A 25,574-nucleotide genomic window follows, 5' to 3' on the forward strand; every position below is an offset into this window, starting at 1 on the left:
GTCGGCGACGGGGAACGCCCAATTCTACTAGCGTGGCGGGATGCTTCTGCGCCGCGTACTCCCCGTCGATGGCGGCGAGGTTGACCTCGACTCCGCCGACGCCGACGACCGGCTGCACGACTGGTACCGCCCGGTGTCTGCGGGGCTGAGGCTCATGATGGTCACCACCCTGGACGGCAAGACGGTTGGCGACGACGACACCTCAGCGTCGATCAGCTCCGACACCGACCGGCGCGTACTGCGGGCCGTGCGCTCGCACGCTGACGCAATCATCGTTGGCGCAGAGACTGTGCGTCGCGAGGCGATCGGGCCGGCGCAGAACGCGGCGATCGTCGTCGTGTCCGGCACCGGCGCGCTCGACGGACACCGCCTCACGCTGTCGGCCACCGAGCGAGAACTCATCGTCGTGACGACGCCGGAGGGCGCAGAACGAGCCCGGGCTGCCCTCACGGCGCTGCCCCACACGGTGCTTCCCGTGCCGCCCTCGGCACAGGGGCGTCTCCCGGTCGCCGCCGTCGTCGACGCGATTCGCGGGCGCGGCTATGACCAGCTGGTCTGCGAGGGTGGTCCCTCGCTCGCGAACCAGCTCCGCGCATCCCGCCTCGTCGACGAGTTCTGCCTGACGACCGCGCCCGTCCTCGGCGGCGGCGCTCCCCTGGCGGCCGACGACGACGCCACGGCGCGGCTCATCCCGCGGCAGCTCCTCGTCGACGAGGAGGGGTTCAGCTACGGCCGCTGGGTGTCGGCAGCCGGCTGAGCCAGGTCGCGATCGCCCGCTCGAAGCGCCGCGGGTCGTAATTCCACAGGCGGGTGTGGCCGGCGACGGTGAATCGCTCGAGGTGCACGTCGCCCGGCGCCGCCGAGACCAGGCGCAGAATCGGCTCGATGGGCACGTCCGGGTCGTCATCACTGTGCAGCACGAGCAACGGCACCCCCAGTTCGGCCGCGCGCGTGGTCGCGTCGAGCCGGTCCAGATCGATGGGCGCCGCCCGTCCGGTCAGGCGCACGCCCCACGGTTCGGTCAACACCCGCGTCGCGAGGGTCTGGATGGCGCGCGGCAGCCCGCGGCGCTGCGCCTGGCGCGCGAGCACCGCCCGCCAGTCGACCGCCGCCGACTCGAGGATCACCCCGTCGACGAAGCGGGCTTCGGATGCGCGCAGCACGGTCTGCAGCACCGTCGCGCCCCCCATCGACCACCCCATCAGCACGATCTGCTCGGCACCGCGGTCGCGGGCGAAGCGGATCGCGGCGGCAACGTCGCGCCACTCGTCGTCGCCGAGGCCATAGCGCCCATCGGGTGACGATGGGGCGTCGCCGTCGTTGCGGTAACTGATCAGCAGGGTCATCCAGCCGCCGTCGCGCGCGGTGGGAACGACGCGCAAGCCCTCCGCGCGCGTCACACCGCGACCGTGCACCTGGATGATCCAGCGCGTGCTCGGTCGAGGCGGCGCGACCAGCCAGGCGGGGGCCGCACCGAGCTCGGTTGCGACGGCGACCTCCTCGTAGGGCACCCCAAGGTCGGCCGGTGTCAGGTAGTACCAGGCGCCCCAGCGCGCGTGCGTCGCCGACTCCAGCTGACCGCGCTCGACCGACAGCAGTTCGCGCATGACGACGCCTGGCCCGCGTCCAACGATCGTGCCGACCCGGGCGTGCCCGCGTCCGCGATCGAACCACAGGCTGTAGCGGCCAGGGAGCTCGGTCTCGGGCGTCGACGAGACCGTCACGGTTCGGGATGCGCGGTCCACGCCGTGCAGGACGACCTCCTCCGGCCGCTCCCCCGGCGGGGTCACGACCGCGCGCGCCGCGCTCGCGGCGATCGCGAGGGCGGCTGCGCCGGTGGTCGCCGCCATCGCGCCGAGCGCCGCGGTGGCGCCCCCGAGCATCCGGAACACCGTGCGTACGGCCCCCGGGCGCGGTCCTGCGGCGAGTCTCACGCGCCGACCGTATCAACTCGGCCTAGCCTCAAGGCGTGACCGCGACCGTCTCCCCTGCCGACCGGTTCGACGCCATCGTCGCGTCGATCGCCCGCGCGACACCGCGCGACGAACTGGTTGTCAGCGAGATCCCTGCGCCATCGGGGCTCGCCCCGTACACGCACGCGCTCGCGGCCGACGTCAACCCTGCCCACCACGCCGACGATTCCGACCTCGGCACGGGGCGACTGATCGTGCTGTTTGACCCCGACGAGCCCGAGGCCTGGGAGGGCGCGATTCGCATCATCTGCTTCGCGCAGGCGCCGCTCGAACACGACATTGGCGTCGACCCTTTCGTGGCCGATGTGGCCTGGTCGTGGCTGATGGACGGTCTTGCCGTGCGTGATGCGCAGTTCACGGCAGAAAGCGGCACCGCGACGAAGGTGCTGTCGACCGGCTTCGGAAGCCTGGCCGCCCAGGGCTCGGGTGCGCAGCTCGAGCTGCGCGCGTCGTGGAGCCCGACCAGTGACGATCTCGCCCCACACGTCGAGGGATGGACCGAGCTGCTGTGCATGCTCGCCGGGTACCCGCCGACGCAGGAGGGCGTGACCCCGATTACCGCTCTGCGGAGAAGCCGTGGCTGATACCCCCGACGAGACTCCCGAACCGCTCCCCATCGCGCGACCCGCTGAGCCCCCGCGGGTCATTGAGAGTCGCGACGACTACCTGCGCGCCGTGGAGTCTCTCGCCGCCGGCGAGGGGCCGGTCGCGGTCGACGCCGAGCGAGCGAGCGGATTCCGTTACTCCCAGCGCGCCTACCTCATTCAGGTCTACCGGCGCGGCTCACGAACCGCGTTGTTTGACCCCATCGCGCTGGACGGATTCGGCGAACTGCAGGAGGCGATCGGCGGCGCCGAGTGGGTGCTGCACGCGGCGAGCCAAGACCTGCCCTGCCTCCGCGAGGTCGGCCTGGAACCGGCCACCCTGTTCGACACCGAGCTCGGAGCGCGACTGGCCGGGCTCCCCCGCGTGGGTCTCGCCGCCGTCGTCGAGGAGACGCTCGGCCTGCACCTGAAAAAAGAGCACTCAGCGGCCGACTGGTCGACCCGTCCCCTTCCCGAATCGTGGCTGACGTATGCGGCGCTCGACGTGGAGCTCCTCGTCGACGTGCGCGACCGCATCCACGCGCGGTTGTCAAGCGCTGGCAAGCTGGTCGCCGCCGAGCAGGAGTTCGCGGCGGTGCTCGCCAAACCCTCCCCGGAGCCGCGAGCAGAACCGTGGCGTCGCTTGTCGGGCCTGCACTCGGTGCGCGGCCAACGATCGCTCGCAGTGGCCCGCGAGTTGTGGCTCGCGCGCGACGCCGCGGCGCAGGCGAGCGACGTTGCCCCCGGGCGGTTGATTCCCGATGCCTCCATCGTTGCCGCCGCACGGGCGATGCCCGAGTCGAAGCGCGAACTGGCGAGCCTGTCGAGTTTCCATGGCCGGGCATCCCGCTCGCAGCTGGACCGCTGGTGGGCGGCCATCGAGGTGGGGCGCACCACCGACGACCTCCCGGCCCTGCGGGTCCGCGAGGAAGCGACGCTGCCGCCCCCGCGCTCATGGTCTGACAGAAACCCCGAGGCAGACCGCCGGCTGCGCGCCGCGCGCGAGGCACTGTCGGTGCTCGCCGACGAGCTCGAGATTCCCCTTGAGAACCTGCTGACGCCCGAGATCCTGCGCCGGGTGGCGTGGACTCCGCCGGAGAGTCTCACGGCCGACGCCATCGCGCAGGCGCTCGTCGGCTGGGGCGCCCGCCCCTGGCAGATTGACGCAACGGCACTAACAATCGCTTCAGCTTTTGTGGATGCTGACCAAGCGGTCGACGGGGACGTCGCAAGCGATTCGTAGGTTCACCCAAGCGGTTATCGCCGGTGCCGCCCCCGTTCCTAGGCTGGGCGGACACCGTTACCGAACTGGGAGGCACTGTGGCCGAACGAGCCGATGTCGTCTTCGTCGATGGGGTTCGCACCCCGTTTGGACGAGCCGGCGAAAAAGGCATGTACTGGAACACCCGAGCTGACGATCTGATCGTCAAGGCCATGATCGGCATGCTCGAGCGCAACCCAGAGCTGCCGAAAGACCGGGTAGACGAGGTCGCGATCGCGGCGACCACGCAGGAAGGCGACCAGGGGCTGACGCTCGGCCGCACATCGGCGATTCTTGCCGGTCTTCCGCTCAGTGTTCCCGGATACGCGATCGACCGAATGTGCGCTGGCGCGATGACGGCGGTCACGACCGCGGCCGGCTCCATCGCCTTCGGCGCCTACGACGTGGCGATCGCCGGTGGTGTCGAGCACATGGGTCGCCACCCCATGGGAGGCAACGCCGACCCCAACCCGCGGTTCTTGGCCGAGAAGCTCGTGAGCGCCGACGCCCTCAACATGGGCATCACCGCCGAGCGACTGCACGACCGGTTCCCGCAGCTGACCAAAGAGCGCAGCGACCGCTTTGGCATGCGCAGTCAGCAGAAGGTGGCCGCCGCCTACGAGGCCGGGCACATCCAGCCCGACCTGGTTCCCGTCGCGATCCGCAGCGAACAGGGCTGGGGCCTCGCCACCCAGGACGAGGGCTTGCGCCCCGACACGACCATGGAGGGTCTCGCCGGACTGCGCACGCCGTTCCGCCCTCACGGGCGCGTGACGGCGGGTAACGCCTCTCCGCTCACCGACGGGGCAACCGTGAGCCTGCTCGCCAGCGCCGATGCCGCGCGCGAGCTGGGGTTGACCACGAAGATGCGCCTCGTGAGCTTCGCCTTCGCGGGCGTGCAGCCGGAGGTCATGGGTATCGGACCGATCCCCTCCACCGAGAAGGCGCTGAAGAAGGCCGGCCTCACGATCGACGACATCGGTCTGTTTGAGCTGAACGAAGCCTTCGCCGTCCAGGTGCTGAGCCTGCTCGACCACTTCGGCATCGACGACGACGACCCGCGCGTGAACCCCTGGGGTGGCGCCATTGCCGTCGGACACCCCCTCGCCAGCTCCGGTGTGCGGCTCATGATTCAGCTCGCCCGCCAGTTCGAGCAGCACCCCGAGGTGCGCTACGGACTTACCGCGATGTGCGTCGGGCTCGGCCAGGGCGGCAGCGTGATCTGGGAAAACCCCCACTACGACGGAAAGAAGAAGTGACCGTGGCGAAGAGTGCCGTCAGCCAGTACACCCGCGAGCAGTTCGACTCCCTCCTCGCCCTCAGCGACGACGAGGTCGTCACGCACTCTTACGTGCGCGACGTGGCTCTGCCGAGCGGCGGAACCCTCGCCCTCATCACGCTCGACAACGGGCGCGACCACACGCGGCCGAGCACGCTCGGCCCGCAGGGGCTGCTCGAGCTCGCCGGGGTCCTCGACGAGCTGAGCCAGCGTGCATCCGCTGGCGAGATCCAGGCGGTGGCCATCACCGGCAAGCCGTTCATCCTTGCGGCCGGCGCCGACCTGTCGAAGGTCGGCGACCTGCCGAACCGTGAGGCGGGGCTCAAGATGGCCCAGCTGGGGCACTACGCGCTCGGCAAGCTCGGCGAGCTTGGCGTGCCCTCGTTCTGCTTCATCAACGGTCTCGCCCTGGGCGGCGGCGTCGAGGTGGCGCTGAACTGCGATTACCGCACGCTCGACTCGAGCGCCGCGGCGCTCGCGCTCCCCGAGGTGTTCCTCGGCATCATCCCGGGCTGGGGTGGCGCGTGGCTGCTGCCGAACCTCATCGGCATTGAGAACGCCCTCAAGGTGGTCGTCGAGAACCCGCTCAAGAACAACCGCACCCTGAAACCCGCGCAGGCGCTCGAGCTGGGCATCGCCGACGTCATGTTCTCGCCGGCGAGCTTCCTCGAAGACTCGATTCGCTGGGCGGACGGCGTCGTGAGCGGCGCCATCACGGTGAAGCGGCCGAACGCGCCCGGCAAGCTGGAGCGCGCGGTGAAGTGGGATGCGGCGATCGGCATCGCGCGCAAGATGCTGGAAAAGCGCATCGGCACGGTCGCGAAGTCGCCGTACGCGGCGCTCGACCTCCTGAAGGCCGCGAAGTCAAGCGACAAGGCCACCGGATTCGCCGCCGAAGACGAGGCGCTTGCCGACCTCGTGTCTGGCGACCAGTTCGCCGCGTCGATCTACGCCTTCAACCTCGTGCAGAAGCGCGCGAAGAAGCCGGCGGGAGCCCCCGACAAAGAGCACGCGAAGCCGGTCACGAAGGTCGGCGTGCTCGGCGCGGGCCTCATGGCCAGCCAGTTCGCGCTGCTGTTCGTGCGGCGCCTCAAGGTTCCCGTGATCATCACCGACCTCGACCAGGCCCGCGTCGACAAGGGGCTCGACTACATCCGCGGCGAGATCACCGAGCTCGAGCAGAAGGGTCGTCTCGACGCTGACGAGGCCAACCAGTTGCGGGCGCTCGTGACCGGCACGGTCGACAAGAACGACTTCGCCGACTGCGACTGGGTCATCGAGGCCGTCTTCGAAGAGCTCACAATCAAGCAGAACCTGTTCGCCGAGATGGAGGGAATCATCTCGGACGAGGCGATCCTCGCCACGAACACCTCGTCGCTGTCGGTCGAGCAGATCGGGGCGAAGCTCTCGCACCCCGAGCGCGTCGTCGGGTTCCACTTCTTCAACCCCGTCGCGGTGATGCCGCTCATCGAGGTCGTGAAGACGCCGCACACCGACGAGGCGACGCTCGCCACGGCGATGGCGACGGCGGCGAAGCTGCGTAAGAACGCGGTTATCACCGCCGACACCCCCGGCTTCGTCGTCAACCGCATCCTCGCGAAGCTGCTCGGTGAGGCGATGCACGCTGTTGAGCAGGGCACACCGTTCGAGGACGTTGTGGCCGCGCAGAAGCACTTCGGCCTGCCGATGGACCCCTTCGTGCTGCTCGACCTCGTGGGCCTCAAGGTGGGCGCCCACGTGCTCGACACGCACCACGGCGCGTTCCCCGACCGGTTCTTCGAGTCGAAGGCTCTGCACGAGCTGGCCGATGCGGGCGTGTTGCTCGAGAAGGACAGCAAGGGGCAGGCCAAGGGCATCGACAAGAAGGCCATCGCGATCGTCGAGAAGCACCGCCCGGCGGATGCTCGCCCCTATACGGTCGCGGAACTCACCGCCCGCCTCGAAGACGGCCTCGCCGACGAGATTCACCGGATGCTCGAGGACGGCGTCGTAGAGGCGCCCGAGGACATCGACCTGTGCATGATCCTCGGTGCCGGGTGGCCGTTCCAGATGGGCGGCGTCACGCCGTTCCTCGACCGCGTCGGAGCGTCGGAGCGCGCCTTCGGCGGAACCTTCCACGACCCGCGCATCGCCGGGGTCGCCTAGCGACACTGGGTCACGAGGCCGCGGCCCCCGGGATCCTCTCGCTGCGAGGACCCGGGGGCCGTTTCGCGCGCTCCGCGGTCGTGTCGGCGGTCCCCACTACCGTGGTCGACCATGACGACGAACACCGGGGGCGACATCGTCTACTACGTCGCCCAGAGCCTCGACGGCTTCATCGCCGACCGCCATGACGCGCTCGACTGGCTTCTGGCCTTCGGCATGGCCGACTTCGACGAGCAGTACGCCGACTTCTTTCGCGGTGTCGGCGCGATCGTGATGGGCGCCGGCACGTTCCGCTGGCTGCAGGCATCCGGCGAGCCGTGGCCGTACGCCGAGCTGCCGAGCTGGGTGCTCACACATGGCCCGCTGCCCGACTATCCGACGGCGCGCGGGGTGTCGACCGGGTCGTCCGTCGCGGAGGTCGCACGCGCGGCACGGGAGGCGGCAGGCGAGCGAGCGGTGTGGCTCGTCGGCGGCGGCGCTACCGCCGCTCAGTTCGCCGACGAGGGGCTGCTCGACGAGTTGCGCCTCACCGTCATGCCGGTCACCCTCGGCGAGGGCGCGCGGCTGCTCCCCCACCGGGCGCTCCTCGCGCGGTGGACGCTCATATCGTCGCGCGCCCTGGGCTCGGCGGCCGTTGAGCTCGTGTACCGCGCCGCCCGCGACTAGCGGGCGCTGCGGTCGCTCGCGTCGGTGTCGATGGTCGCGTCGTCGGGCAGCGGACGGGCGACGGGAATCCGGGTGCCGAGCACCTGCGCGACCAGGTCGCGGGCGATCGCCTGAGCCGTGAGCCCGACGCGCTCGAGGATCTCGGCACGGCTCGCGTGCTCCAGGAACTCGTCGGGAAGGCCCAGCTCGTCGACGGCCGTATCGACGCCGGCGGCGCGCAGATCTTGCCGAATGCGGGTGCCGATGCCACCGACGCGCACCCCGTCTTCGATCGAGACGACGATGCGGTGGTCGCGGGCCAGGTCGATGATGCTGCCGGCGACGGGGACGACCCAGCGCGGGTCGACGACCGTGGCGCCGATGCCCTGGGCGGCGAGCCGGTCAGCGACCTCCAGGCCGAGCTTCGCCATGGGGCCGACCGTCACGATCAACACGTCCTTGTGCGGCGCCTCGCGCAAGACGTCGACACCGTCGTCGGTGCGGCGCACCGCGTCAAATTCCGTTCCGACGCTGCCCTTTGAGAATCGGATGACCGTGGGCGCGTCGTCGACGGACACCGCCTCGGCGAGCTCCTCGCGCAGTCGGGTCGCATCCCGCGGAGCGGCGAGGCGAATACCGGGCACGACCTGCAGAATCGACAGGTCCCACACGCCGTGGTGGCTCGCCCCGTCGGGGCCGGTGACGCCCGCGCGGTCGAGAACGAAGGTCACGCCGGCCTTGTGCAGGGCGACGTCCATGAGCACCTGGTCGAACGCCCGGTTGATGAAGGTCGCGTAGACGGCGACGACGGGGTGCAGGCCTCCGTACGCGAGACCGGCAGCCGAGGCGACCGCGTGTTGCTCAGCGATGCCGACGTCGAACACCCGATGCGGGTGCTTCTCGGCCAGCTTGTGGAGCCCCGTCGGGCGCAGCATCGCCGCGGTGATGCCGACGAGCCGGTCGTCGCGGTCGGCCAGGCGCACCAGTTCGTCGGCGAACACGCTCGTCCACGACGGCGCGCTCGCCGCCTCGATCGACTCACCCGTCTCGGGATCGATCTGCCCCACGGCGTGGAACTGGTCGGCCACGTCGGCCAACGCCGGCTCGTAGCCCTTGCCCTTCTGAGTGATCGCGTGCACGATGACGGGCGCCTCGTACTCTTTCGCCTGGCGCAGCGCGCGCTCGACATCGCGAATGTCGTGGCCGTCGATCGGGCCGATGTACTTGATGTCGAGATTCGAGTACAGCGCCTCGTTATTGCTGAACCGCGACAGGAAGCCGTGCAGGCCGCCGCGAACGCCGCGATAGAACGCCCGGCCGGGCGAGCCGAGGTGGTCGAACAGCGTCTCGGTGCGGCGGCGGAACGTGCGGTACGAGCGGCGTGTGCGCACGGTCGACAGGAAGCGCGCCATGCCACCGATCGTGGGCGCGTACGAACGCCCGTTGTCGTTCACGATGATCACCAGGTTGCGACTGTTGTCGTCGGTGATGTTGTTGAGTGCCTCCCAGGTCATGCCGCCGGTGAGAGCGCCATCCCCGACGACCGCGACGACGTGACGGTCACCCTGACCCGTCATCTCGTAGGCGCGAGAAATGCCGTCGGCCCAGCTGAGCGAGCTGGAGGCGTGCGAGCTTTCGACGATGTCGTGCGGCGATTCGGAGCGCTGGGGATACCCGGCCAGACCGTCCTTTTGACGCAGTCGCGAGAAGTCGTGACGGCCGGTGACGAGCTTGTGCACGTACGACTGGTGGCCCGTGTCCCACACGATCGCGTCGCGCGGGGAATCGAAGATGCGGTGGATCCCGAGGGTGAGTTCGACAACGCCCAGGTTCGGACCCAGGTGGCCGCCGGTCTTCGACACCTCAGCGACGAGGAACCGCCGGATCTCGTCAGCCAGCTGCTCGAGTTGCGCGTGGCTCAGGTCATCGAGGTCGCGCGGTTCGCGGATCGTGGACAGCAGCTCCATCCCTTCACGATACGGGGTTCGAGCAGAGTGCGCGCCGTGTGACGGCCGCCGTTTTCTGACTGTTTGCTGTATGCCCGGGAACACGGCGAACGGCCCCGCGAATCGGCGTGGATTCGCGGGGCCGTTCGAGCGTGGAACGCGCCTAGACGAGGCTGCGCAGCACGTACTGCAGGATGCCGCCGTTGCGGTAGTAGTCGGCTTCACCCGGCGTGTCGATGCGGACGACCGCGTCGAACTCCACCGGCTGCTTCCCCTCCGGCGAGTGCGCCGTCGGCGTGGCAACGACGCGCACCGTGCGGGGCGTGCGGCCCTCGTTCAGCTCGGTGATGCCCGAGATCGCGATCTCTTCAGTGCCGTCCAGGCCGAGGCTCTCGGCCGACTCACCGGCCGGGAACTGCAGCGGCACGACGCCCATGCCGATGAGGTTCGACCGGTGAATGCGCTCGAAGCTTTCGGCGATGACCGCGCGGACGCCGAGCAGGCTCGTGCCCTTCGCGGCCCAGTCACGGCTGGAGCCCGAACCGTACTCCTTACCCGCCAGGACGACGAGCGGGACACCCGCGGCCGCGTAGTTCTGGCTGGCGTCGTAGATGAACGACTGGGCGCCGTCCTCGGTCGTGAAGTCGCGGGTGTAGCCGCCCTCAACGCCATCGAGGAGCTGATTCTTCAGGCGGATGTTCGCGAAGGTTCCGCGAATCATGACCTCGTGGTTGCCCCGACGCGATCCGTAGGAATTGAAGTCCTTCCGCTCAACGCCGTGCTCGGTGAGGTACCGGCCGGCAGGCGTGTCGGCCTTGATCGACCCGGCCGGGCTGATGTGGTCGGTCGTGACCGAATCGCCCAGCTTTGCCAGCACGCGGGCGCCGGAAATGTCGACCACCGGGCTCGGCTCACGCGTCAAACCCTCGAAGTACGGGGGCTTGCGCACGTAGGTCGACTCCGCGTCCCACTCAAAGGTCGCTCCAGACGGCGTCGGCAGCGACCGCCAGCGCTCGTCGCCGTCGAACACCGATGAGTACTGCTTGTTGAACATGTCGGTGTCGATCGACGAGTCGATCGTCTTCTGCACCTCGTCGGCGTCCGGCCAGATGTCGCGCAGATAGACATCGTTGCCGTCGCTGTCGGTGCCGAGCGGGTCGTTCTCGAAGTCGAAGTTCATTGACCCGGCCAGCGCATAGGCGATGACGAGCGGCGGGCTGGCGAGGTAGTTCATCTTCACGTCGGGGTTGATGCGCCCCTCGAAGTTACGGTTTCCCGAGAGCACCGCCGTGACGGCGAGGTCGTTGGTGTTGATCGCCTCCGAAATCTCCTCGGCGAGCGGCCCCGAGTTACCGATGCACGTCGTGCAGCCGTAACCAACCGTGTAGAAGCCGAGGGCTTCGAGGTCGTCGGTGAGGCCGGCCTTCTCGTAGTAGTCGGTGACGACCTTCGACCCGGGCGCGAGGGTGGTCTTGACCCACGGCTTCGCCGTGAGGCCCTTCTTCGCCGCGTTGCGGGCGAGCAGGCCCGCGGCGAGCATGACCGACGGGTTCGACGTGTTCGTGCAGGAGGTGATGGCCGCGATTGTGACGGCGCCGTGGTCAATCGTGAATTCCGTGTCGCCCACCGTGACGTCGACGGGCTTCGAGGCGGCCGCCGGCGACTTCGAGCGCTCGCGACGCACGCGCTGCTGCTCGGCGTCTTCGTCTTCGGGGGTGAAGCCGACGGGGTCGGAGGCGGGGAAGGTGCCCTCGATCGCGGCGTCAACGACGCTCTGCGTGGCTCCCGCGTAGTCGACGAGGTCACGCTCGAAGGTCTCCTTGGCCGCCGTCAATTCGATGCGGTCCTGCGGACGACGAGGCCCGGCGATCGACGGCACGACCGTCGAGAGGTCGAGCTCCATGTACTCGCTGAACTCGGGCTCGACACTCGGGTCGTGCCACAGGTGCTGCAGCTTGGAGTAGGCCTCGACGAGGGCGACCTGCTCGGCCGAGCGGCCCGTCAGGCGCAGGTAGTCGAGGGTGACGTCGTCGATGGGGAACATCGCCGCGGTCGAGCCGAACTCGGGGCTCATGTTGCCGATCGTGGCGCGGTTGGCGAGCGGCACCTGGGCCACGCCCTCGCCGTAGAACTCGACGAACTTGCCGACGACACCGTGCTGACGCAGCATGTCGGTGATCGTGAGCACGACGTCGGTCGCGGTCACGCCGGCGGGGATCGAGCCCGAGAGCTTGAAGCCCACAACCTTGGGGATAAGCATCGACACGGGCTGGCCGAGCATGGCCGCCTCGGCCTCGATGCCACCGACACCCCAGCCCAGCACGCCCAGACCGTTCACCATCGTGGTGTGCGAGTCGGTGCCGACGCAGGTGTCGGGGTAGGCCCGCAGCACACCGTCGACCGTGCGGGTGTACGTCACCTTCGCCAGGTGTTCGATGTTCACCTGGTGCACGATGCCGGTGCCCGGGGGGACGACCTTGAAGTCATCGAACGCCGTCTGGCCCCACCGCAGGAACTGGTAGCGCTCGCCGTTGCGCTCGTACTCGATTTCGACGTTGCGCTCGAGAGCGTTCGGGGTGCCGAAGAGGTCGGCGATGACCGAGTGGTCAATGACGAGCTCGGCGGGAGCCAGCGGGTTGATCTTCTTGGGGTCACCGCCGAGTTCGGCGACGGCCTCGCGCATGGTGGCGAGGTCAACGATGCAGGGAACACCGGTGAAGTCCTGCATGACGACGCGCGCCGGCGTGAACTGGATTTCGGTGTCGGGCTCGGCGGTGGGCTGCCACGAGCCGAGGGCGCGAATCTGCTCGGCCGTGACGTTCTTGCCGTCCTCGGTGCGCAGCAGGTTCTCGAGCAGCACCTTCAGGCTGAAGGGAAGCTTCTCGTAGCCGTCCACGGCGTCAATGCGGAAGACCTCGTACTCGGTCTCGCCGACCGTAAGGGTGTCTTTCGCGGAGAAAGAGTTGACTGCGGACACGACGTCCATCCTTTCGCGGTTGCGCGACGGGGTGTTCCGCCGCATCGGTCACCTGCGACCCGTATTTATCTTGATGTCGAGATATTTAATGCTAGCACTCGTGTCACGTCCGCGAACGGGCGTACACGGCACGAATCATGAGCCAGGTCACCCACAGCACAGCGGCGTAGAGCGGCAAACCCATGATCAACCGAGAAGCGGCCAGCGCGGTCACATTCTCGGCGAGGTAGAAGGGCACCTGGACGCCCAGGCGCAGGGAAAACAGCCCGACCCACAGCCAGGTGGTGAGGGTCAGGATGCTGCGCTTGGCGGGGTCTGCCCGCCACTCGGCGTCTCCGGTCAGGAGGCCAGTGATGACGCCGATCAGCGGGCGACGCACCGCCAGGCTGATGAGGAGCGCGACCAGCCAGACGCTGTTGATGACAAAACCGAGCACAAAGTTCTCTTCGGCCCGGCCGGTGAACAGGGCGAGCCCGGCCGACAGCGCGATGCCGACGAGCCCAATAATCGCCGGCGCGATGGGCGTGCGGGTCACGGCACGGACCAGCACGAAGACAACGGCGACGCCCAGCGGGATGAGCACGGACGGGCCGACCTCGCCGGTGATCGTGAAGACGACCAGGAACAGGAAGCCGGGCAGCAACGACTCAATGAGCCCGCGCACTCCCCCGACGGCACCCCACAGCGCCTGGGCGGTGGGGCGCTCCCCCGGCTGCACGCGGCCAAAACCCGACCGCCGGGCCGCCTCGGCGAGCGTCGCCTGGAAGTCGGGTGAGTCGGCCGATGGCCGCTCCTCGGCTCGCTCGGTCATGACGATGCGGTGGGCTGTGGGCCCGAGCCGGCACCCGCGCCGCCAGCGCCCTGCGCTCCGGCGGGCACCTGAAGAGGAATGAGGTCGCGCGGCGGCATGGGAGTGGACCCGCGAACCACCACGATGCTGCGGAACACGTCGTCAATCGCTTCGGCGGCCGCCTGATCGACGGCTCCCTTGCCCGCGATCACCCCGCGCAGGAACCATCGCGGGCCGTCAACGCCGACAAAGCGGGCAATGCGCGTCGAGGCTTGGCCGTCAGCCTGCACCGGAATACGGGCGAGCAGCTCCGGGCCAAACACGCCGTCGCGCTCGCTGATCTCGCCACCCTGCGAGCGAATCTGCTGCTCGATCTGACCGCGCACCTCGTGCCACAGGCCGGTGGAACGCGGCGCGGCAAACGCCTGGACCTGCAGGGTCGAGCCCTGGTAGTCGATGCCCACGGCGACCACGCGCTTGGTGGCCTCCTCGACCTCCAGCCGCAGCTGCAGCTCGGGGCGGGGCACCAACTTGATGGCGCCGAGGTCAACGTAGGGGCGGACGGCATTCGCCTCGGACTCGTCGAACGGCCCGTTCTCGGCGCGGTCGGCAGGGGCCGACTTGGCGTCTTCGGGGAGCGGCCCGTCGGTCATGGCGGTGTCAGTCACAGAACTCCTTCACTGGGCGACGGCTCACTACGGTAGCCGCTCGACCCGAACCCCGCCTCCCCGCGGTGTGATCCGGGCAACGAGTCGACGGGCACAAACACGGGCCGCTCCACGCGCTGGATAACGAGTTGAGCGATGCGATCGCCGATCGCGACCGTGTACGGCTCACGAGCATCCGTATTCAGCAGGGTGACGCGAATTTCTCCGCGATAGCCAGCATCCACGGTTCCGGGCGCGTTCAGCACGGTGATGCCGTGCTTCGCGGCGAGACCGCTGCGCGGAAGCACGAAGGCGGCGTAGCCATCGGGCAACGCGATCGCGAGCCCCGTTCCGACGGTCACCCGGGCACCCGGAGCGATGGTCGCTGACTCGGCGGCGACCAGGTCGGCCCCGGCGTCACCGGGGTGCGCCATCGCGGGTACGCGATTACCGGTCATCAGAATCTCGACGTCGGGCACTTCTGAAGGCTAGTGCATGGTCGAATAGGGGTATGGAGCAGTTCCGCGAGCGTCTCTGGCCCGCCCTGTGGTGGTACCCCATCATTGCCCTGATCGTGCCGGCCACCCTGCTGGTGTTCGAGCCGATCAACCTGATCGCGGGCATCCTCACCGCGGGAGCGCTCGTCGTGGGTTCGCTCGTGATGCTCATCGGCTCCGCACCGACCATTCGCGTGGCCGACGGAGTTCTGCAGGCCGGCAAAGCCCGCATCCCGGTCGCCCTCATCGGTGAGATGGAAGCGGCCTCCGGCGACGAAGCGCGCGCCGAGCGCGGACCCCGTCTGGATGCGCGCGCATGGCTCATGCTGCGCGGCGACGTCGGCCCCGTCGTTCGGCTCCACATCACCGACCCCGAGGATCCGACGCCCTACTGGCTCGTGTCGACGCGTCGACCGGAGGCGCTCATCACCGCGATCGCGACTGCTCGCGATCACACGGCGACGACACAGTCCTGAGAGTTAGGCGCACTCGGCGCACACGGGGCCGAGCTTCTCTTGGTGGTCGAGCTGTGAACGGTGCTTCACCAGGAAGCAGCTGACGCAGGTGAACTCGTCAGCCTGCGGCGGCAAAACGACGACGTCGAGGTCGAGGTCGGCCAGGTCTTGGCCGGCGAGTTCAAAGCCCGGGTTATCGGCATCGTCGACGTCGACGACGCCCGACATCTTGTCGGGAACACGCTCCTGGAGCGCCTGGATCGAATCAGTGTCATCGTCCGTCTTGCGCGGAGCGTCGTAGTCGGTTGCCATGCCTCATCCACTCTCGTGTTTTATGCCGGGGGGCCGCGGGGGGCGGCGATAGTTTGCAGGACACCCCGCCGAAACGCAAACGGGGTTCGCGGTTGTCGAGCGCGTGTCGGGGCAACTTCCGGCACGCCCGCCGTATTCCCGGCCGGGCGGGGATGCGCGTGGCATGCTGTGCGCAGCATCCGCGCAGTCGGGAGACAACGCCATGGAAGAACTGACCGTCATCGGCGCCGAAAACGGCGCACTGGTCGTCGTCGGCGACGACGGAACCCGCTATCGGGTGCCCATCACCGAGGCCCTGCACACCGCGATTCGTCAGAATCGCCCCGCGCAGCCCGCCGCCCACCGCGTGTCACCGCGCGAGATTCAGGCGCAGATTCGGGCCGGCCTGTCGGCCGCCGAGGTCGTTGCCGCGACGGGCGAAGCGCTCGAATATGTGCAGCGCTTCGAGGGCCCCGTGCTGGCCGAGCGTGAGTATGTGGTGACCGCCGCGCGCAGCGTCGCGGTCGCGGTCGCCGCCGACACCGAATCGGGCGTTGCCGCACACACCTTCGGCGGCGTGATCGACCAGCGCCTCGACGAACTCGGCGCGACCGAGGTTTCGTGGGCGAGCTGGAAGAAAGACGCACTTTGGACCATCCGGGTCGCCTTCCTCGACGGCGAGGTGTCGCGCGAGGCGCTGTGGAGCTTCGACCCCAAGAAGTCGACGCTCTCGCCCGCGAACCACGAGGCTCAGTCGTTGTCGCAGCAGGGCGATGCCCCGGCGACGGCACTTCCGCGGTTGCGGGCCGTCACCACGGACCCGGCCGACGAGCCGACCTCCGGCCGCTTTGACTCGGGCGCCTTCCAGCTGGGTCCGGACGCCGTCGCCCCCGCCGCTCCCCCGCGAGTCGGCGTCCGCACCGATCCGGACGACGCGCCGCGCCCCGCGATGGGCCAGACGGCCGACCTGCTCGAAGCGCTGCGTCGCCGCCGAGGCGAGCGCGAAGCGGCCCCGCAGGACGACCGTGACGCCGCGCGCGCCGCGCATCCCTCGACCGGGTCGATTCGCGTCATCGAGGTTCCCCTCGACCGCGACAACGTCACCGACATGGCCGACACGGCGGATGCTCCCACCCTCCTCGGCATGGACGGCGACCTCGCCGACACCCCCGCCCCCGCGTCGGTGAGCGCGAGCTCTCCCGCCGAACCTCCCGCAAAGCCGTCGTCGTCGAAGCGTGGCCGGGCCGCCATGCCCAGCTGGGACGAGATCGTCTTCGGCGCCCGACCCGACGACGACCCGGCCTAGGCCGCGCCGAACGCGCCGAAGCGGGCGAGCGGGATGCGGGTCTCCGCGTCAGAAAACGAGCCATGCTGGCCGACCATCGCGAGTGAGCGGTCGGTGGCTGTGCGTTCGTCGTAATAGACGACGGCGGCACGCGCCGCCACGATCACGTCGCCGATGCGGGAGGCGATGGCTGGTTCGACCGGTCCGCCGAACCATCCCGCGTCGATCGCCTCATCGCGTGTGACGACCCAGGAGCGCGCGCCTTCCCTGGCCGTCCACCTGGCGAGAATGCCGGCGACCTCGGCTGGGTCGTCGGCCACGAGGTGCAGGCAGCGCGGTTCCCCCGCAACGTGGCGAACACCTCGCCAGAGCTCGTCGTCCGCGCCGATCACGCGACGGGCGTGCGGAGCGATGTCGAGCATCCCGTGGTCGGCCGTCAGCAGCGCGCCGGTGCCGGCGGGCGCGAGGGGCTGGGCGAGCGCGGCATCCAGTTCCTCCAGCCGGTGCAGCCAGCGCGCGGAGGCGGTTCCGGTCGCGTGCCCGGCCTTGTCGAGCTCGGGAACGTAGGTGTAGATCAACCGCGGCTCTGAGCCCGCCAGTAGCTCGCGCGTGCGCGCCATGCGATCGGCGATCGACTCGGCGGCGACGAAACGCGCCCCGCGCAACACGGCCCGGGTGAATCCGGAGTCGGCGTACCGGCGGGCCGCGACGACGATCGGTTCGATCCCCTGGGTCGCGGCGCGCTCAAACAGTGTCTCGTGTCGCTGCCACGCTTCGGGATGCGCGGAGGAGTCCCAGCCCGTCAGCAGGTTGAGCACGCGATCGCCGTCGGCGTCGTGGGCCGAGTACCCCACCAGTCCGTGTTCTCCGGCGGGGCGGCCCGTGGTGAGCGTCGCGAGCGCCGCGGCGGTGGTCGTCGGAAACGCCGAGTGAATCGTTCCGCCCCGCTTCGGGATGGCCGCCGTGAGCCGACGAGCGTGCCCCCGGTGCGCCGCGAGCGGGTGCGCGCCCAGGCCGTCAACGAGCACGACAGCCGCGGAACGCGTGGCGGGCAGTGCGAGCGGATTGACCTCACCGCGGATGGCCGACAACGCGCTCGACAACACGTCGCCGAGAGTCCGGGTCGAGCCGGGGGGCGCCGGTAGCATGGGCGCCATCCTATGACTCCGCCCGCCGCCCCCCAGCTTCCCGACACCCCCGCCCCGACCGAGCGCATCGACGACGTCGACCTCGCCGACGAGATGCAGGGGTCGTTCCTCGAATACGCCTACTCGGTCATTTACTCGCGGGCGTTGCCCGACGCGCGCGACGGGCTGAAGCCCGTGCAGCGGCGCATCCTCTACATGATGAGCGACATGGGGCTGCGCCCCGAGCGCGGTCACGTCAAGTCGGCCCGCGTCGTCGGTGAGGTCATGGGCAAGCTGCACCCGCACGGCGACGGCGCGATTTACGACGCTCTGGTGCGCCTGGCCCAAGACTTCACCATGCGCGTGCCGTTCGTCGACGGGCACGGCAACTTCGGCTCGCTCGACGACGGTCCCGCCGCGGCCCGATACACCGAGGCGCGCCTGCGCGCGGCGGCGCTCGCCATGGTCGAGGGGCTCGATGAAGACGTGGTCGACTTCGTGCCCAACTACGACAACCAATTGACACAGCCGGAGGTGCTGCCCGCAGCCTTCCCCAATCTGCTCGTCAACGGGGCGAGCGGCATCGCCGTCGGCATGGCCACGAACATGGCGCCCCACAACCTCATCGAGGTGGCAGCCGCAGCCCGCTACCTGCTCGACAACCCCGACGCGACGCTCGACGAGTTGATGGCCTTCGTGCCCGGTCCCGACCTGCCGACCGGAGGCCGCATCCTGGGGCTCGATGGCATCAAGGAGGCGTACGCCACCGGGCGCGGGCGCTTCACGACGCGCGCCACCGTCAGCGTCGAGCAGGTCACGGCACGCAAGCGCGGCCTCGTGATCACCGAGCTTCCGTACCTCGTGGGCCCCGAGCGCGTGATCGAGAAGATCAAGGACGGCGTGCAGTCGAAGAAGCTGCAGGGCATCAGCGACGTCACCGACCTCACCGACCGCAAGAACGGGCTGCGGCTCGTCGTGGGCATCAAGAACGGCTTCGATCCGCACGCCGTGCTCGAGCAGCTGTACCGCTACACCCCGCTCGAAGACGGCTTCTCGATCAACGCCGTCGCGCTCGTCGACGGCCGACCGCAAACCCTCGGGCTGGTCGAGCTGCTGCGCGTCTACCTCGACCACCGCACCTCGGTGGTGACGAGGCGCAGCCGGTACCGCCTCGATCGGCGCCGCGAGCGCCTGCACCTCGTCGAGGGCCTGCTGATCGCCATCCTCGACATCGACGAGGTCATTCAGGTCATCCGCTCCTCCGACGATGCCGAGCAGGCGCGCACTCGGCTCATCGAGATCTTCGACCTCAGCCAGGTGCAGAGCGAGTACATCCTCGAGCTGCGGCTGCGTCGTCTCACCCGCTTCAGCCGCATCGAACTGGAGTCGGAACGCGACCAGCTGCGCGCCGAGATCGACGAGCTGGAGGCCATCCTCGCTGACCCGGCGCGCGTGCGCGCCCTCGTGGGCGACGAACTTGACGATGTCGCGGGCCGCCTCGGCACCCCACGACGCACTCTGCTGACCGAGGGCATGCCGACGGCGCCGCCCTCCCGCGCCCGCGCTCAGGCAACCGCCTCACTCGAGATCGCCGACACTCCCTGCCGCGTGCTGCTGTCGACGACCGGCCGCGCTCTTCGGGTTGATATCGGCGACGAGGATGCCCTCCTCGCCCCACCGACGGACCGGCGCGTGGCGCACGACGCGATCCGCGCATCCGCGGTCACGACGGTGCGAGGAGAGCTGCTGGCGATTACCGACCGGGGCCGATTCGTGCGATTTAGCCCCGACGCCCTGCCGGCGGTTCCCGCCACCTCGGTGCAGCTGGCCGCGGGAGTTCCCCTCGCCGAGTATGTGGGGCTCACCGACCCGCGAGAGCGCATCGTCACGATCGTCGACCCGGCATCGGAGACTCCGCTCGCGCTCGGTACGCGCAGCGGGGTCGTGAAGCGACTTGCACCGGGCAGCTACGCCAACAAACCGGACGGCGAGGTCATCGGCCTGAAAGACGGGGATTCAGTCGTCGGGGCCGCGCTCGCGGCCGACGCGAGTGAGCTCGTCTTCGTTACCTCCGACGCGCAACTGCTGCGCTTTTCCGCCGACCTCGTGCGCCCGCAGGGTGCGCCGGCGGGCGGCATGGCCGGAATCAAACTGGGCGCCGGCGCGAGCGTCATCGCCTTCCACGTCGCCCACCGCGACGAGGCGGTCGAGGTGGTCACCGTGTCGGGGTCGAGTGCGGCTCTGGCCGGTGTCGAGCCGGGGCGCGCCAAGCGCTCGTTCCTCACCGAGTTCCCGGCAAAGGGTCGCGCCACGGGCGGAGTGCGCGCCCACGCCTTCTTGAAGGGCGAAGACACGCTGCGACTCGCGTTCGTCGGGGTCGACCCGCTGGCGGTCGCGGCCGACGGCAAGGCCCGCACGCTGCCCGACGGCGGGGCCAAGCGCGACGGCTCGGGCACCCCGCTCGACGCGGCCGTCGACACGATCGGCACGCGGGCGAGCTGACGCCCCTAAACGTCGATGCGGTCGCGGTCGAGACCCTGGCCGGCGATGATGAAGTCTTTGCGCGGGGCGACGTCGTTGCCCATCAACAGTTCGAACACGCGGTTCGCCGCCTCGGCGTCGGACACGCGCACCCGACGCAGTGTGCGGTGGGCGCGGCTCATGGTCGTGTCGGCCAGCTGGTCGGCATCCATTTCGCCGAGCCCCTTGTAGCGCTGAATGGGGTCCTGATAGCGCTTGCCCGACTTCTTCAGCGCGGCGAGAACCCCCTGCAGCTCTTTCTCGCTGTAGGTGTAGATCGTCTCGTTTGGCTTCGACCCCGGATTCATGACGACGACGCGGTGCAACGGCGGCACGGCGGCAAACACGCGACCATCGTCGATCATGGGGCGCATGTAGCGGAAGAACAGGGTGAGCAGGAGCGTGCGAATGTGCGCCCCGTCGACGTCGGCGTCGGACATGATGATGACCTTGCCGTAGCGCGCCGCGTCGAGGTCAAATGACCGACCGGAGCCGGCGCCGATGACCTGAATAATGGAGGCGCACTCGGCGTTCGACAGCATGTCGCTGACCGATGCTTTCTGCACGTTCAGGATCTTGCCGCGAATCGGCAGCAGGGCCTGATACTCGCTGTCACGGGCGAGCTTCGCCGTGCCGAGCGCGCTGTCGCCCTCGACGATGAACAACTCGCTCTCGGCGACGTCGCTCGACCGGCAGTCGACGAGCTTCGCGGGCAGGGAGGAGTTCTCGAGCGCGTTCTTGCGCCGCTGGGTCTCTTTGTGGGCGCGCGCCGAGATGCGGCTCTTCATCTCGGCAACGACCTTGTCGAGCACGAGCGCACTCTGCGCCTTGTCGTCGCGCTTCGTGCTCGCGAATCGTGCCTTCAGGGCATCCGACAGCACCTTCGCGACGATCGCCCGCGCGGCCGGCGTGCCGAGAACCTCTTTCGTCTGACCCTCGAACTGCGGCTCGGGGATGCGCACCGTCAGCACGGCGGTGAGGCCAGCCAGCACGTCATCCTTCTCCAGCTTGTCGCTCCCGGCCTTCAGGCGCCGCGCGTTCTTCTCCACCTCCGCCCGCAGGGTCTTCAAGAGCCCCTGCTCGAAGCCGGCCAGGTGGCTGCCGCCCTTCGGCGTCGCGATGATGTTGACGAAGCTGCGCACGGCCGTCTCGTAGCCCGTACCCCAGCGCAGGGCGATATCGACCGTGCACTCGCGTTCGAGTTCGGTCGGCGTCATGTGACCCTGGGCGTCGAGCACCGGCACGGTTTCGGTGAAGTGCCCGCTGCCGGTGATGCGCCACGTGTCTGTCAGAGGCGCGTCCGGCGCGAGGTAGTCGACGTACTCGCTGATGCCGCCGGAGAAGTGGAACGTCTCCGTAGTCGCCTGCTCTCCCCGGTCATCCGTGACAGACAGCGACAGGCCCGGCACGAGAAACGCCGTCTGCCGGGCCCTGCCCATCAATTCATCCGGCTGGAACTCGGCACCCTTCGTGAAGATCTGCGGGTCGGCCCAGTAGCGGATGCGCGTACCAGTGACGCCCTTGGCCACCTTCCCGACAACGCGCAGTTCGCTGCCGGAGATGAACGGGGTGAAGGGAGCATCGGGGCGGGGGCCGTCGGGGCCGTCATCAAAAACGCCGGGTTCTCCGCGATGAAACGACATCGCCCAGGTCTTGCCGCCGCGGTCGACCTCGACGTCAAGGCGCTCGGACAGGGCGTTCACAACGGAAGCGCCGACCCCGTGCAGACCGCCGGAGGCGGCGTAGGAGCCACTGCCGAACTTGCCGCCGGCGTGAAGCTTCGTGAAGACGACCTCGACACCCGACAGCCCCGTCTTGGGCTCGATGTCAACCGGGATACCGCGGGCGCGGTCGCGAACCTCGACGCTGCCGTCGCGGTGCAGGTGCACCTCGATGGTCTCACCGTGACCGGCCAGGGCCTCGTCGACCGAGTTGTCGATGATCTCCCACAGGCAGTGCATGAGGCCGCGGGAGTCGGTCGAGCCGATGTACATGCCTGGACGCTTGCGAACCGCCTCGAGACCCTCGAGAACGGACAGGTGCCGAGCGGAGTAATCGGATTGAGCCACGATCCTCCAGCGTAGACGCGGGGAGCCCGGGCGGACGCGCACCACTCCGGGCGTGCGGGCGACCTGCGGCTGAGCGACCTCCCGTCCGTTATGCGCTGAGCGAAACGGCGGCCAACTGGCAGGGTTCGGTCGGTGCGGTGTGGTGCAATAGGCCATCCGGAACCCGATCACGACGCGATGAAGGAAGGCCCACCATGACGCAGCTGACGACCGACACTCCGAGCGTCACCGCGCCGGCACCCCTGACCGCGACCGATCGCTGCGACGCATGCGGCGCGCAAGCCTACGTGCGGGCAACCCTCGCGACGGGCGAGCTTCTCTTCTGCGCCCACCACGCCAGCCGATTCCGCGACTCCATCAAGCCGACGGCTCTGTCGTGGCACGACGAGTCGGCGAAACTGCATGACGAACAGCGGGCATAATCACTGAGCGTGACGAACGCTCTCAGCCGACTGCGCAACCGCGCCTCCTACGTCCTCGGTCGCGCCCGCAAGCTTGACCTCCCCTCCGTGTGGCAACGCGCTGGCGAGGTGCGCGACCAGCACGGCGTCGCCCGCCCGAAGGTGTTTGCCGACATGATGTGGTCGGCTGCGTTCCGCGAGACGCCGTTCCAGGATTACGTCGACTGGGACTACGCAATCCTCACCCGCGCCGAGCGCGAGACGTTCATGACCCACGCGATCTCCGACCAGATCGCGCGGCGTACCGCGAGCCCCGAGCACCGCGGCCTCTTCCACGACAAGATCGCGTTCAACGAGCGCTTCGACGCGCTGCTCGGGCGCGAGTGGCTCGACCTGCGCGTCGCTGGCCCCGATGAGTTGCGGGCGTTCGGCGCGCGACACGGAACCCTCTTCGGCAAGCAGCCGGTCTCCAGCGCCGGCCTCGGCGTGTCCCGCTACAGCGCCGCGGAGGTCACCGACTGGGAGGCGTTCCACGCCGACCTGCTCGAGAAGGGCCAGCCGCTCGTTGAAGAGCAGCTTGTGCAGCACCCCGTGCTCGCGGAGGTGTGCCCCGGCACCGTGAACACGACCCGCATTACGGCGTTCTTCGATGGCGAGCGCACGCACATTCTCTCTGCGGCCCAGAAATTCGGGCGCGGCCAGGCGAGTGACCAGCAGTCGTTTGGCGGTTTCTACACGATGCTCGACGACAACGGTCACTCGCGCGGTCGCGGCTACGACTCACACCACGGCCTGCACGAGGTGCACCCCGAGTCCGGGGTCTCGATCCCCGACTTCCAGCTGCCCCGCTGGGATGAGGTGGAGGCCTTCATGCAGGAGGTCGGCCGGGTCGTGCCCGAGGTGCCGTACGTGGGCTGGGACATCGTGATCACCCCCGACGACCGGCCGATCGCTCTCATTGAGGGCAACTGGGGTGCGGGCGTCTACGAGAACAAGCCGAGCGTCACCGGCGTGCGAACGGGAAGCCGTCAGCGGTTTCGCGACGTGATCGGCTTCTAGCCGCGCTCACCGGCCCGACCTCAGCCGGGGCCGTGTCAGCCCGTGACGCGGCGTCGCACGCGCGGGGTGAGGCGGGCGACCAGCTCCTCGCCGATCGTGCCCATCTGGTCGGCGAGCTCCTGCAGCGTCGGCTCACCCCGGTCGGCGGGTCCCCAGAGCACGGCGACGTCACCCACGGTCGCGTCCACCGCGTCCACCAGGGTCGTCAACGGTTCGACGCGCAGCACCCGTCGCCGCGCGCCGCCGAGCAGCACCGTCGTACCCTCGGCTCGGCGCAGCAGCCCGTCGCGGCCCCCGATGCCGAGCCATGCGCCGGACTCGTCGACGCTGACCACCTCGGCCGTGAGCGTCATCACGGGACGCAGCCCAAGGTCGGCCGGACCGCGGCCGCTGCCGGGAGCGATGCCGCTCAGGAACGCGCCGATGCGCACCATCGCGGCCCGAGCATCCTCGCGATCGAAGGCGGCCGCGCTGGCCGCGATGTGGCGGATGCGCGGTCCGCCGCCCAGCGCCCGCTCCGCCGCGTCAGCGGCTTCGTGCAGCTCGGCGATGGCCCGCGAATCATCGTCATCGCTCGCTTCGGCCAGGTGGGTGAAGACGCCCTCGACGCGGAGTAGGCCGGATCGCTCGGCATCAGCCGCGCGGGCAACCAGCGTTGCCCACCCGGCCGACGATGTGCCACCGCGATGCAGCCCGGTATCGACCTGGAGGTGAACGCGTGCGGGGCGCCCGGCTGCCGCCGACGCGGCGATGACGCGCTCGAGCGCCGCACGGTCGGTGATCCCCAGGTCGACGCCCGCGCCGACCGCGGCATCGAGATCGCTGTCAGCGGTGAGATGCCAGGCGAAGGCGCGCGCCCCCGGCAGCCGCTCGAGAACGTCTACCGCCGCCGCGGGGTCGAGCGTTCCGAACCACTCGATTCCCTCCTCGGCGAGCACCGGCAGCACGGCGTCGAGCCCGTGACCGTAGGCATCGTCTTTGATGACCGCCATGAGGGTCGCCGGATGCACGCGGTCTCGCAGCGCCCGGACGTTCGCCCGCAGCGCCGCGCGATCGATCGTGGCCACGGGATCTGTGCGCTCAGTGCTCATCGCGCACCACCATGACCACCCGCGGATCCAGGGCCAGGAGGATTGACACCGGATCGTCGTCGACCAGGGTGCTCCACTGCTCGAGGGGCGTCTCGCCCTCCCCCGGGCCGAAGACGCACAGCCGGTCCCCCGCTATCAGCGGAAGATCGTCGATGAGCACGACGGCGTCGTCCATCGCGACGCGCCCGACGATCGGCACGGTTCGGGGACCCGTGTGCGGGGTAGTTGCGACCATCGTGGCGGCGTTTCCGGCGTGGCGGGGCAGACCGTGCCCGTACCCGAGGGCGACGTCGGCAGCGACGCGCTCGCGATCGGCAACGAACGTGTGGCCGTACGACACACCCCCGCCAGCGGGCACCGCGTAGGTCGACAGGATCACCGCGGTCACGCGCGGCGACCGGCGCCGAATGCGCTCCCGCAGGGTCGCCACATCGTCGGCGCTACCATCGTGGCCACGCAACCGCCGCACGAGTCGTGCCGTCTCGGCATCGAGCTCGAGCAGACGGGCGGGCTCGGGCGTGGTCACGGCAGA

General features: G+C 69.4%; 22 protein-coding genes. 11 read left to right on the forward strand and 11 right to left on the reverse strand.

All coding sequences use genetic code 11. The features are described from left to right. Positions 1-40: 40 nt before the first annotated feature. Entirely contained in the window at positions 41-757 is a 717-nt protein-coding gene (locus tag ACK4SC_RS01745) for a dihydrofolate reductase family protein (RefSeq protein ID WP_409614231.1), read from the forward strand. Here ACK4SC_RS01745 and ACK4SC_RS01750 read toward each other — a convergent pair. Further along, positions 723-1,934 carry an alpha/beta hydrolase family protein gene (locus ACK4SC_RS01750; protein WP_409614233.1) on the reverse strand — a complete coding sequence of 404 codons (1,212 nt, stop codon included), beginning with the start codon at positions 1,932-1,934 and terminating at the stop codon, positions 723-725. The two genes, ACK4SC_RS01745 and ACK4SC_RS01750, sit on opposite strands and share 35 nt — an antisense overlap. Before the next feature lie 35 nt (positions 1,935-1,969). On the opposite strand from ACK4SC_RS01750, the gene ACK4SC_RS01755 reads away from it, so the two are divergent. From ACK4SC_RS01755 to ACK4SC_RS01775, 5 genes are all read left to right on the forward strand, one after another. Then, positions 1,970-2,557, forward strand: a complete 588-nt coding sequence (locus ACK4SC_RS01755) for a DUF3000 domain-containing protein (RefSeq protein ID WP_409614234.1) — start codon at positions 1,970-1,972, stop codon at positions 2,555-2,557. Positions 2,558-2,588: 31 nt separating this feature from the next. Then, complete coding sequence (locus ACK4SC_RS01760) at positions 2,589-3,800, forward strand: HRDC domain-containing protein (RefSeq protein WP_409614324.1); 1,212 nt, start codon at positions 2,589-2,591, stop codon at positions 3,798-3,800. A 77-nt stretch (positions 3,801-3,877) separates the two neighbouring features. Continuing rightward, complete coding sequence (locus tag ACK4SC_RS01765) at positions 3,878-5,077, forward strand: thiolase family protein (RefSeq protein WP_409614236.1); 1,200 nt, start codon at positions 3,878-3,880, stop codon at positions 5,075-5,077. Positions 5,078-5,079: 2 nt separating this feature from the next. Beyond that, positions 5,080-7,242 carry a 3-hydroxyacyl-CoA dehydrogenase NAD-binding domain-containing protein gene (locus ACK4SC_RS01770; RefSeq protein ID WP_409614238.1) on the forward strand — a complete coding sequence of 721 codons (2,163 nt, stop codon included), beginning with the start codon at positions 5,080-5,082 and terminating at the stop codon, positions 7,240-7,242. A gap of 111 nt (positions 7,243-7,353) precedes the next feature. Next, positions 7,354-7,908 (forward strand): dihydrofolate reductase family protein, encoded by a 555-nt coding sequence (locus tag ACK4SC_RS01775; protein ID WP_409614240.1) that lies wholly within the window; start codon positions 7,354-7,356, stop codon positions 7,906-7,908. Here ACK4SC_RS01775 and dxs read toward each other — a convergent pair. The 5 genes from dxs to dut all read right to left on the reverse strand — a co-directional run bounded on the left by dxs (position 7,905) and on the right by dut (position 14,705). Further along, positions 7,905-9,854 (reverse strand): 1-deoxy-D-xylulose-5-phosphate synthase, encoded by a 1,950-nt coding sequence (dxs, locus tag ACK4SC_RS01780; RefSeq protein ID WP_409614242.1) that lies wholly within the window; start codon positions 9,852-9,854, stop codon positions 7,905-7,907. The two genes, ACK4SC_RS01775 and dxs, sit on opposite strands and share 4 nt — an antisense overlap. A 142-nt stretch (positions 9,855-9,996) precedes the next feature. Next, positions 9,997-12,819 carry an aconitate hydratase AcnA gene (gene acnA / locus ACK4SC_RS01785; RefSeq protein ID WP_409614244.1) on the reverse strand — a complete coding sequence of 941 codons (2,823 nt, stop codon included), beginning with the start codon at positions 12,817-12,819 and terminating at the stop codon, positions 9,997-9,999. 94 nt (positions 12,820-12,913) lie between these two features. Beyond that, positions 12,914-13,621, reverse strand: coding sequence for a DUF3159 domain-containing protein (locus tag ACK4SC_RS01790; RefSeq protein ID WP_409614246.1), 708 nt, complete (start codon positions 13,619-13,621; stop codon positions 12,914-12,916). After that, positions 13,618-14,253 carry a DUF3710 domain-containing protein gene (locus ACK4SC_RS01795; protein ID WP_409614325.1) on the reverse strand — a complete coding sequence of 212 codons (636 nt, stop codon included), beginning with the start codon at positions 14,251-14,253 and terminating at the stop codon, positions 13,618-13,620. Before ACK4SC_RS01795 ends, ACK4SC_RS01790 begins: the two co-directional genes overlap by 4 nt. An 11-nt stretch (positions 14,254-14,264) precedes the next feature. Continuing rightward, positions 14,265-14,705 (reverse strand): dUTP diphosphatase, encoded by a 441-nt coding sequence (dut, locus tag ACK4SC_RS01800; protein ID WP_409614327.1) that lies wholly within the window; start codon positions 14,703-14,705, stop codon positions 14,265-14,267. Between the two features lie 53 nt (positions 14,706-14,758). Between dut and ACK4SC_RS01805 the strand changes: the two genes are divergently transcribed. Beyond that, entirely contained in the window at positions 14,759-15,220 is a 462-nt protein-coding gene (locus ACK4SC_RS01805; protein WP_409614247.1) for a DUF3093 domain-containing protein, read from the forward strand. A 3-nt stretch (positions 15,221-15,223) separates the two neighbouring features. On the opposite strand, the gene ACK4SC_RS01810 is transcribed toward ACK4SC_RS01805, so the two are convergent. After that, positions 15,224-15,511: a DUF4193 domain-containing protein gene (locus ACK4SC_RS01810; protein WP_409614249.1), complete on the reverse strand. Its 288-nt coding sequence runs from the start codon at positions 15,509-15,511 to the stop codon at positions 15,224-15,226. A gap of 163 nt (positions 15,512-15,674) precedes the next feature. Between ACK4SC_RS01810 and sepH the strand changes: the two genes are divergently transcribed. Further along, positions 15,675-16,796: a septation protein SepH gene (gene sepH, locus ACK4SC_RS01815; protein WP_409614251.1), complete on the forward strand. Its 1,122-nt coding sequence runs from the start codon at positions 15,675-15,677 to the stop codon at positions 16,794-16,796. On the opposite strand, the gene ACK4SC_RS01820 is transcribed toward sepH, so the two are convergent. Continuing rightward, entirely contained in the window at positions 16,793-17,923 is a 1,131-nt protein-coding gene (locus ACK4SC_RS01820; protein ID WP_409614253.1) for an alkaline phosphatase family protein, read from the reverse strand. The two genes, sepH and ACK4SC_RS01820, sit on opposite strands and share 4 nt — an antisense overlap. A 12-nt stretch (positions 17,924-17,935) precedes the next feature. Here ACK4SC_RS01820 and ACK4SC_RS01825 point away from each other — a divergent pair, with 12 nt between their 5' ends. Continuing rightward, a complete protein-coding gene (locus ACK4SC_RS01825; protein WP_409614255.1) occupies positions 17,936-20,404 on the forward strand; it encodes a DNA topoisomerase (ATP-hydrolyzing) subunit A in 2,469 nt (822 codons plus the stop codon). Positions 20,405-20,409: 5 nt separating this feature from the next. Here ACK4SC_RS01825 and ACK4SC_RS01830 read toward each other — a convergent pair whose 3' ends face one another. Beyond that, a complete protein-coding gene (locus ACK4SC_RS01830) occupies positions 20,410-22,491 on the reverse strand; it encodes a type IIA DNA topoisomerase subunit B (RefSeq protein ID WP_409614256.1) in 2,082 nt (693 codons plus the stop codon). A 194-nt stretch (positions 22,492-22,685) separates the two neighbouring features. On the opposite strand from ACK4SC_RS01830, the gene ACK4SC_RS01835 reads away from it, so the two are divergent. Both ACK4SC_RS01835 and ACK4SC_RS01840 read left to right on the forward strand, forming a co-directional pair. After that, positions 22,686-22,913, forward strand: coding sequence for a hypothetical protein (locus ACK4SC_RS01835; protein WP_409614258.1), 228 nt, complete (start codon positions 22,686-22,688; stop codon positions 22,911-22,913). A 9-nt stretch (positions 22,914-22,922) separates the two neighbouring features. Then, entirely contained in the window at positions 22,923-23,951 is a 1,029-nt protein-coding gene (locus ACK4SC_RS01840; protein WP_409614260.1) for a sugar-transfer associated ATP-grasp domain-containing protein, read from the forward strand. A gap of 35 nt (positions 23,952-23,986) precedes the next feature. On the opposite strand, the gene ACK4SC_RS01845 is transcribed toward ACK4SC_RS01840, so the two are convergent. Next, positions 23,987-25,042 carry an alanine racemase gene (locus ACK4SC_RS01845; RefSeq protein WP_409614262.1) on the reverse strand — a complete coding sequence of 352 codons (1,056 nt, stop codon included), beginning with the start codon at positions 25,040-25,042 and terminating at the stop codon, positions 23,987-23,989. Continuing rightward, the gene (locus ACK4SC_RS01850; protein ID WP_409614263.1) at positions 25,032-25,568 is read right to left on the reverse strand and encodes an alanine racemase C-terminal domain-containing protein; all 537 of its coding nucleotides are present in this window, start codon (positions 25,566-25,568) and stop codon (positions 25,032-25,034) included. Before ACK4SC_RS01850 ends, ACK4SC_RS01845 begins: the two co-directional genes overlap by 11 nt. Positions 25,569-25,574 lie beyond the last annotated feature (6 nt).

It is taken from the genome of Microcella sp., assembly GCF_046293215.1.
GTDB lineage: Bacteria > Actinomycetota > Actinomycetes > Actinomycetales > Microbacteriaceae > Microcella.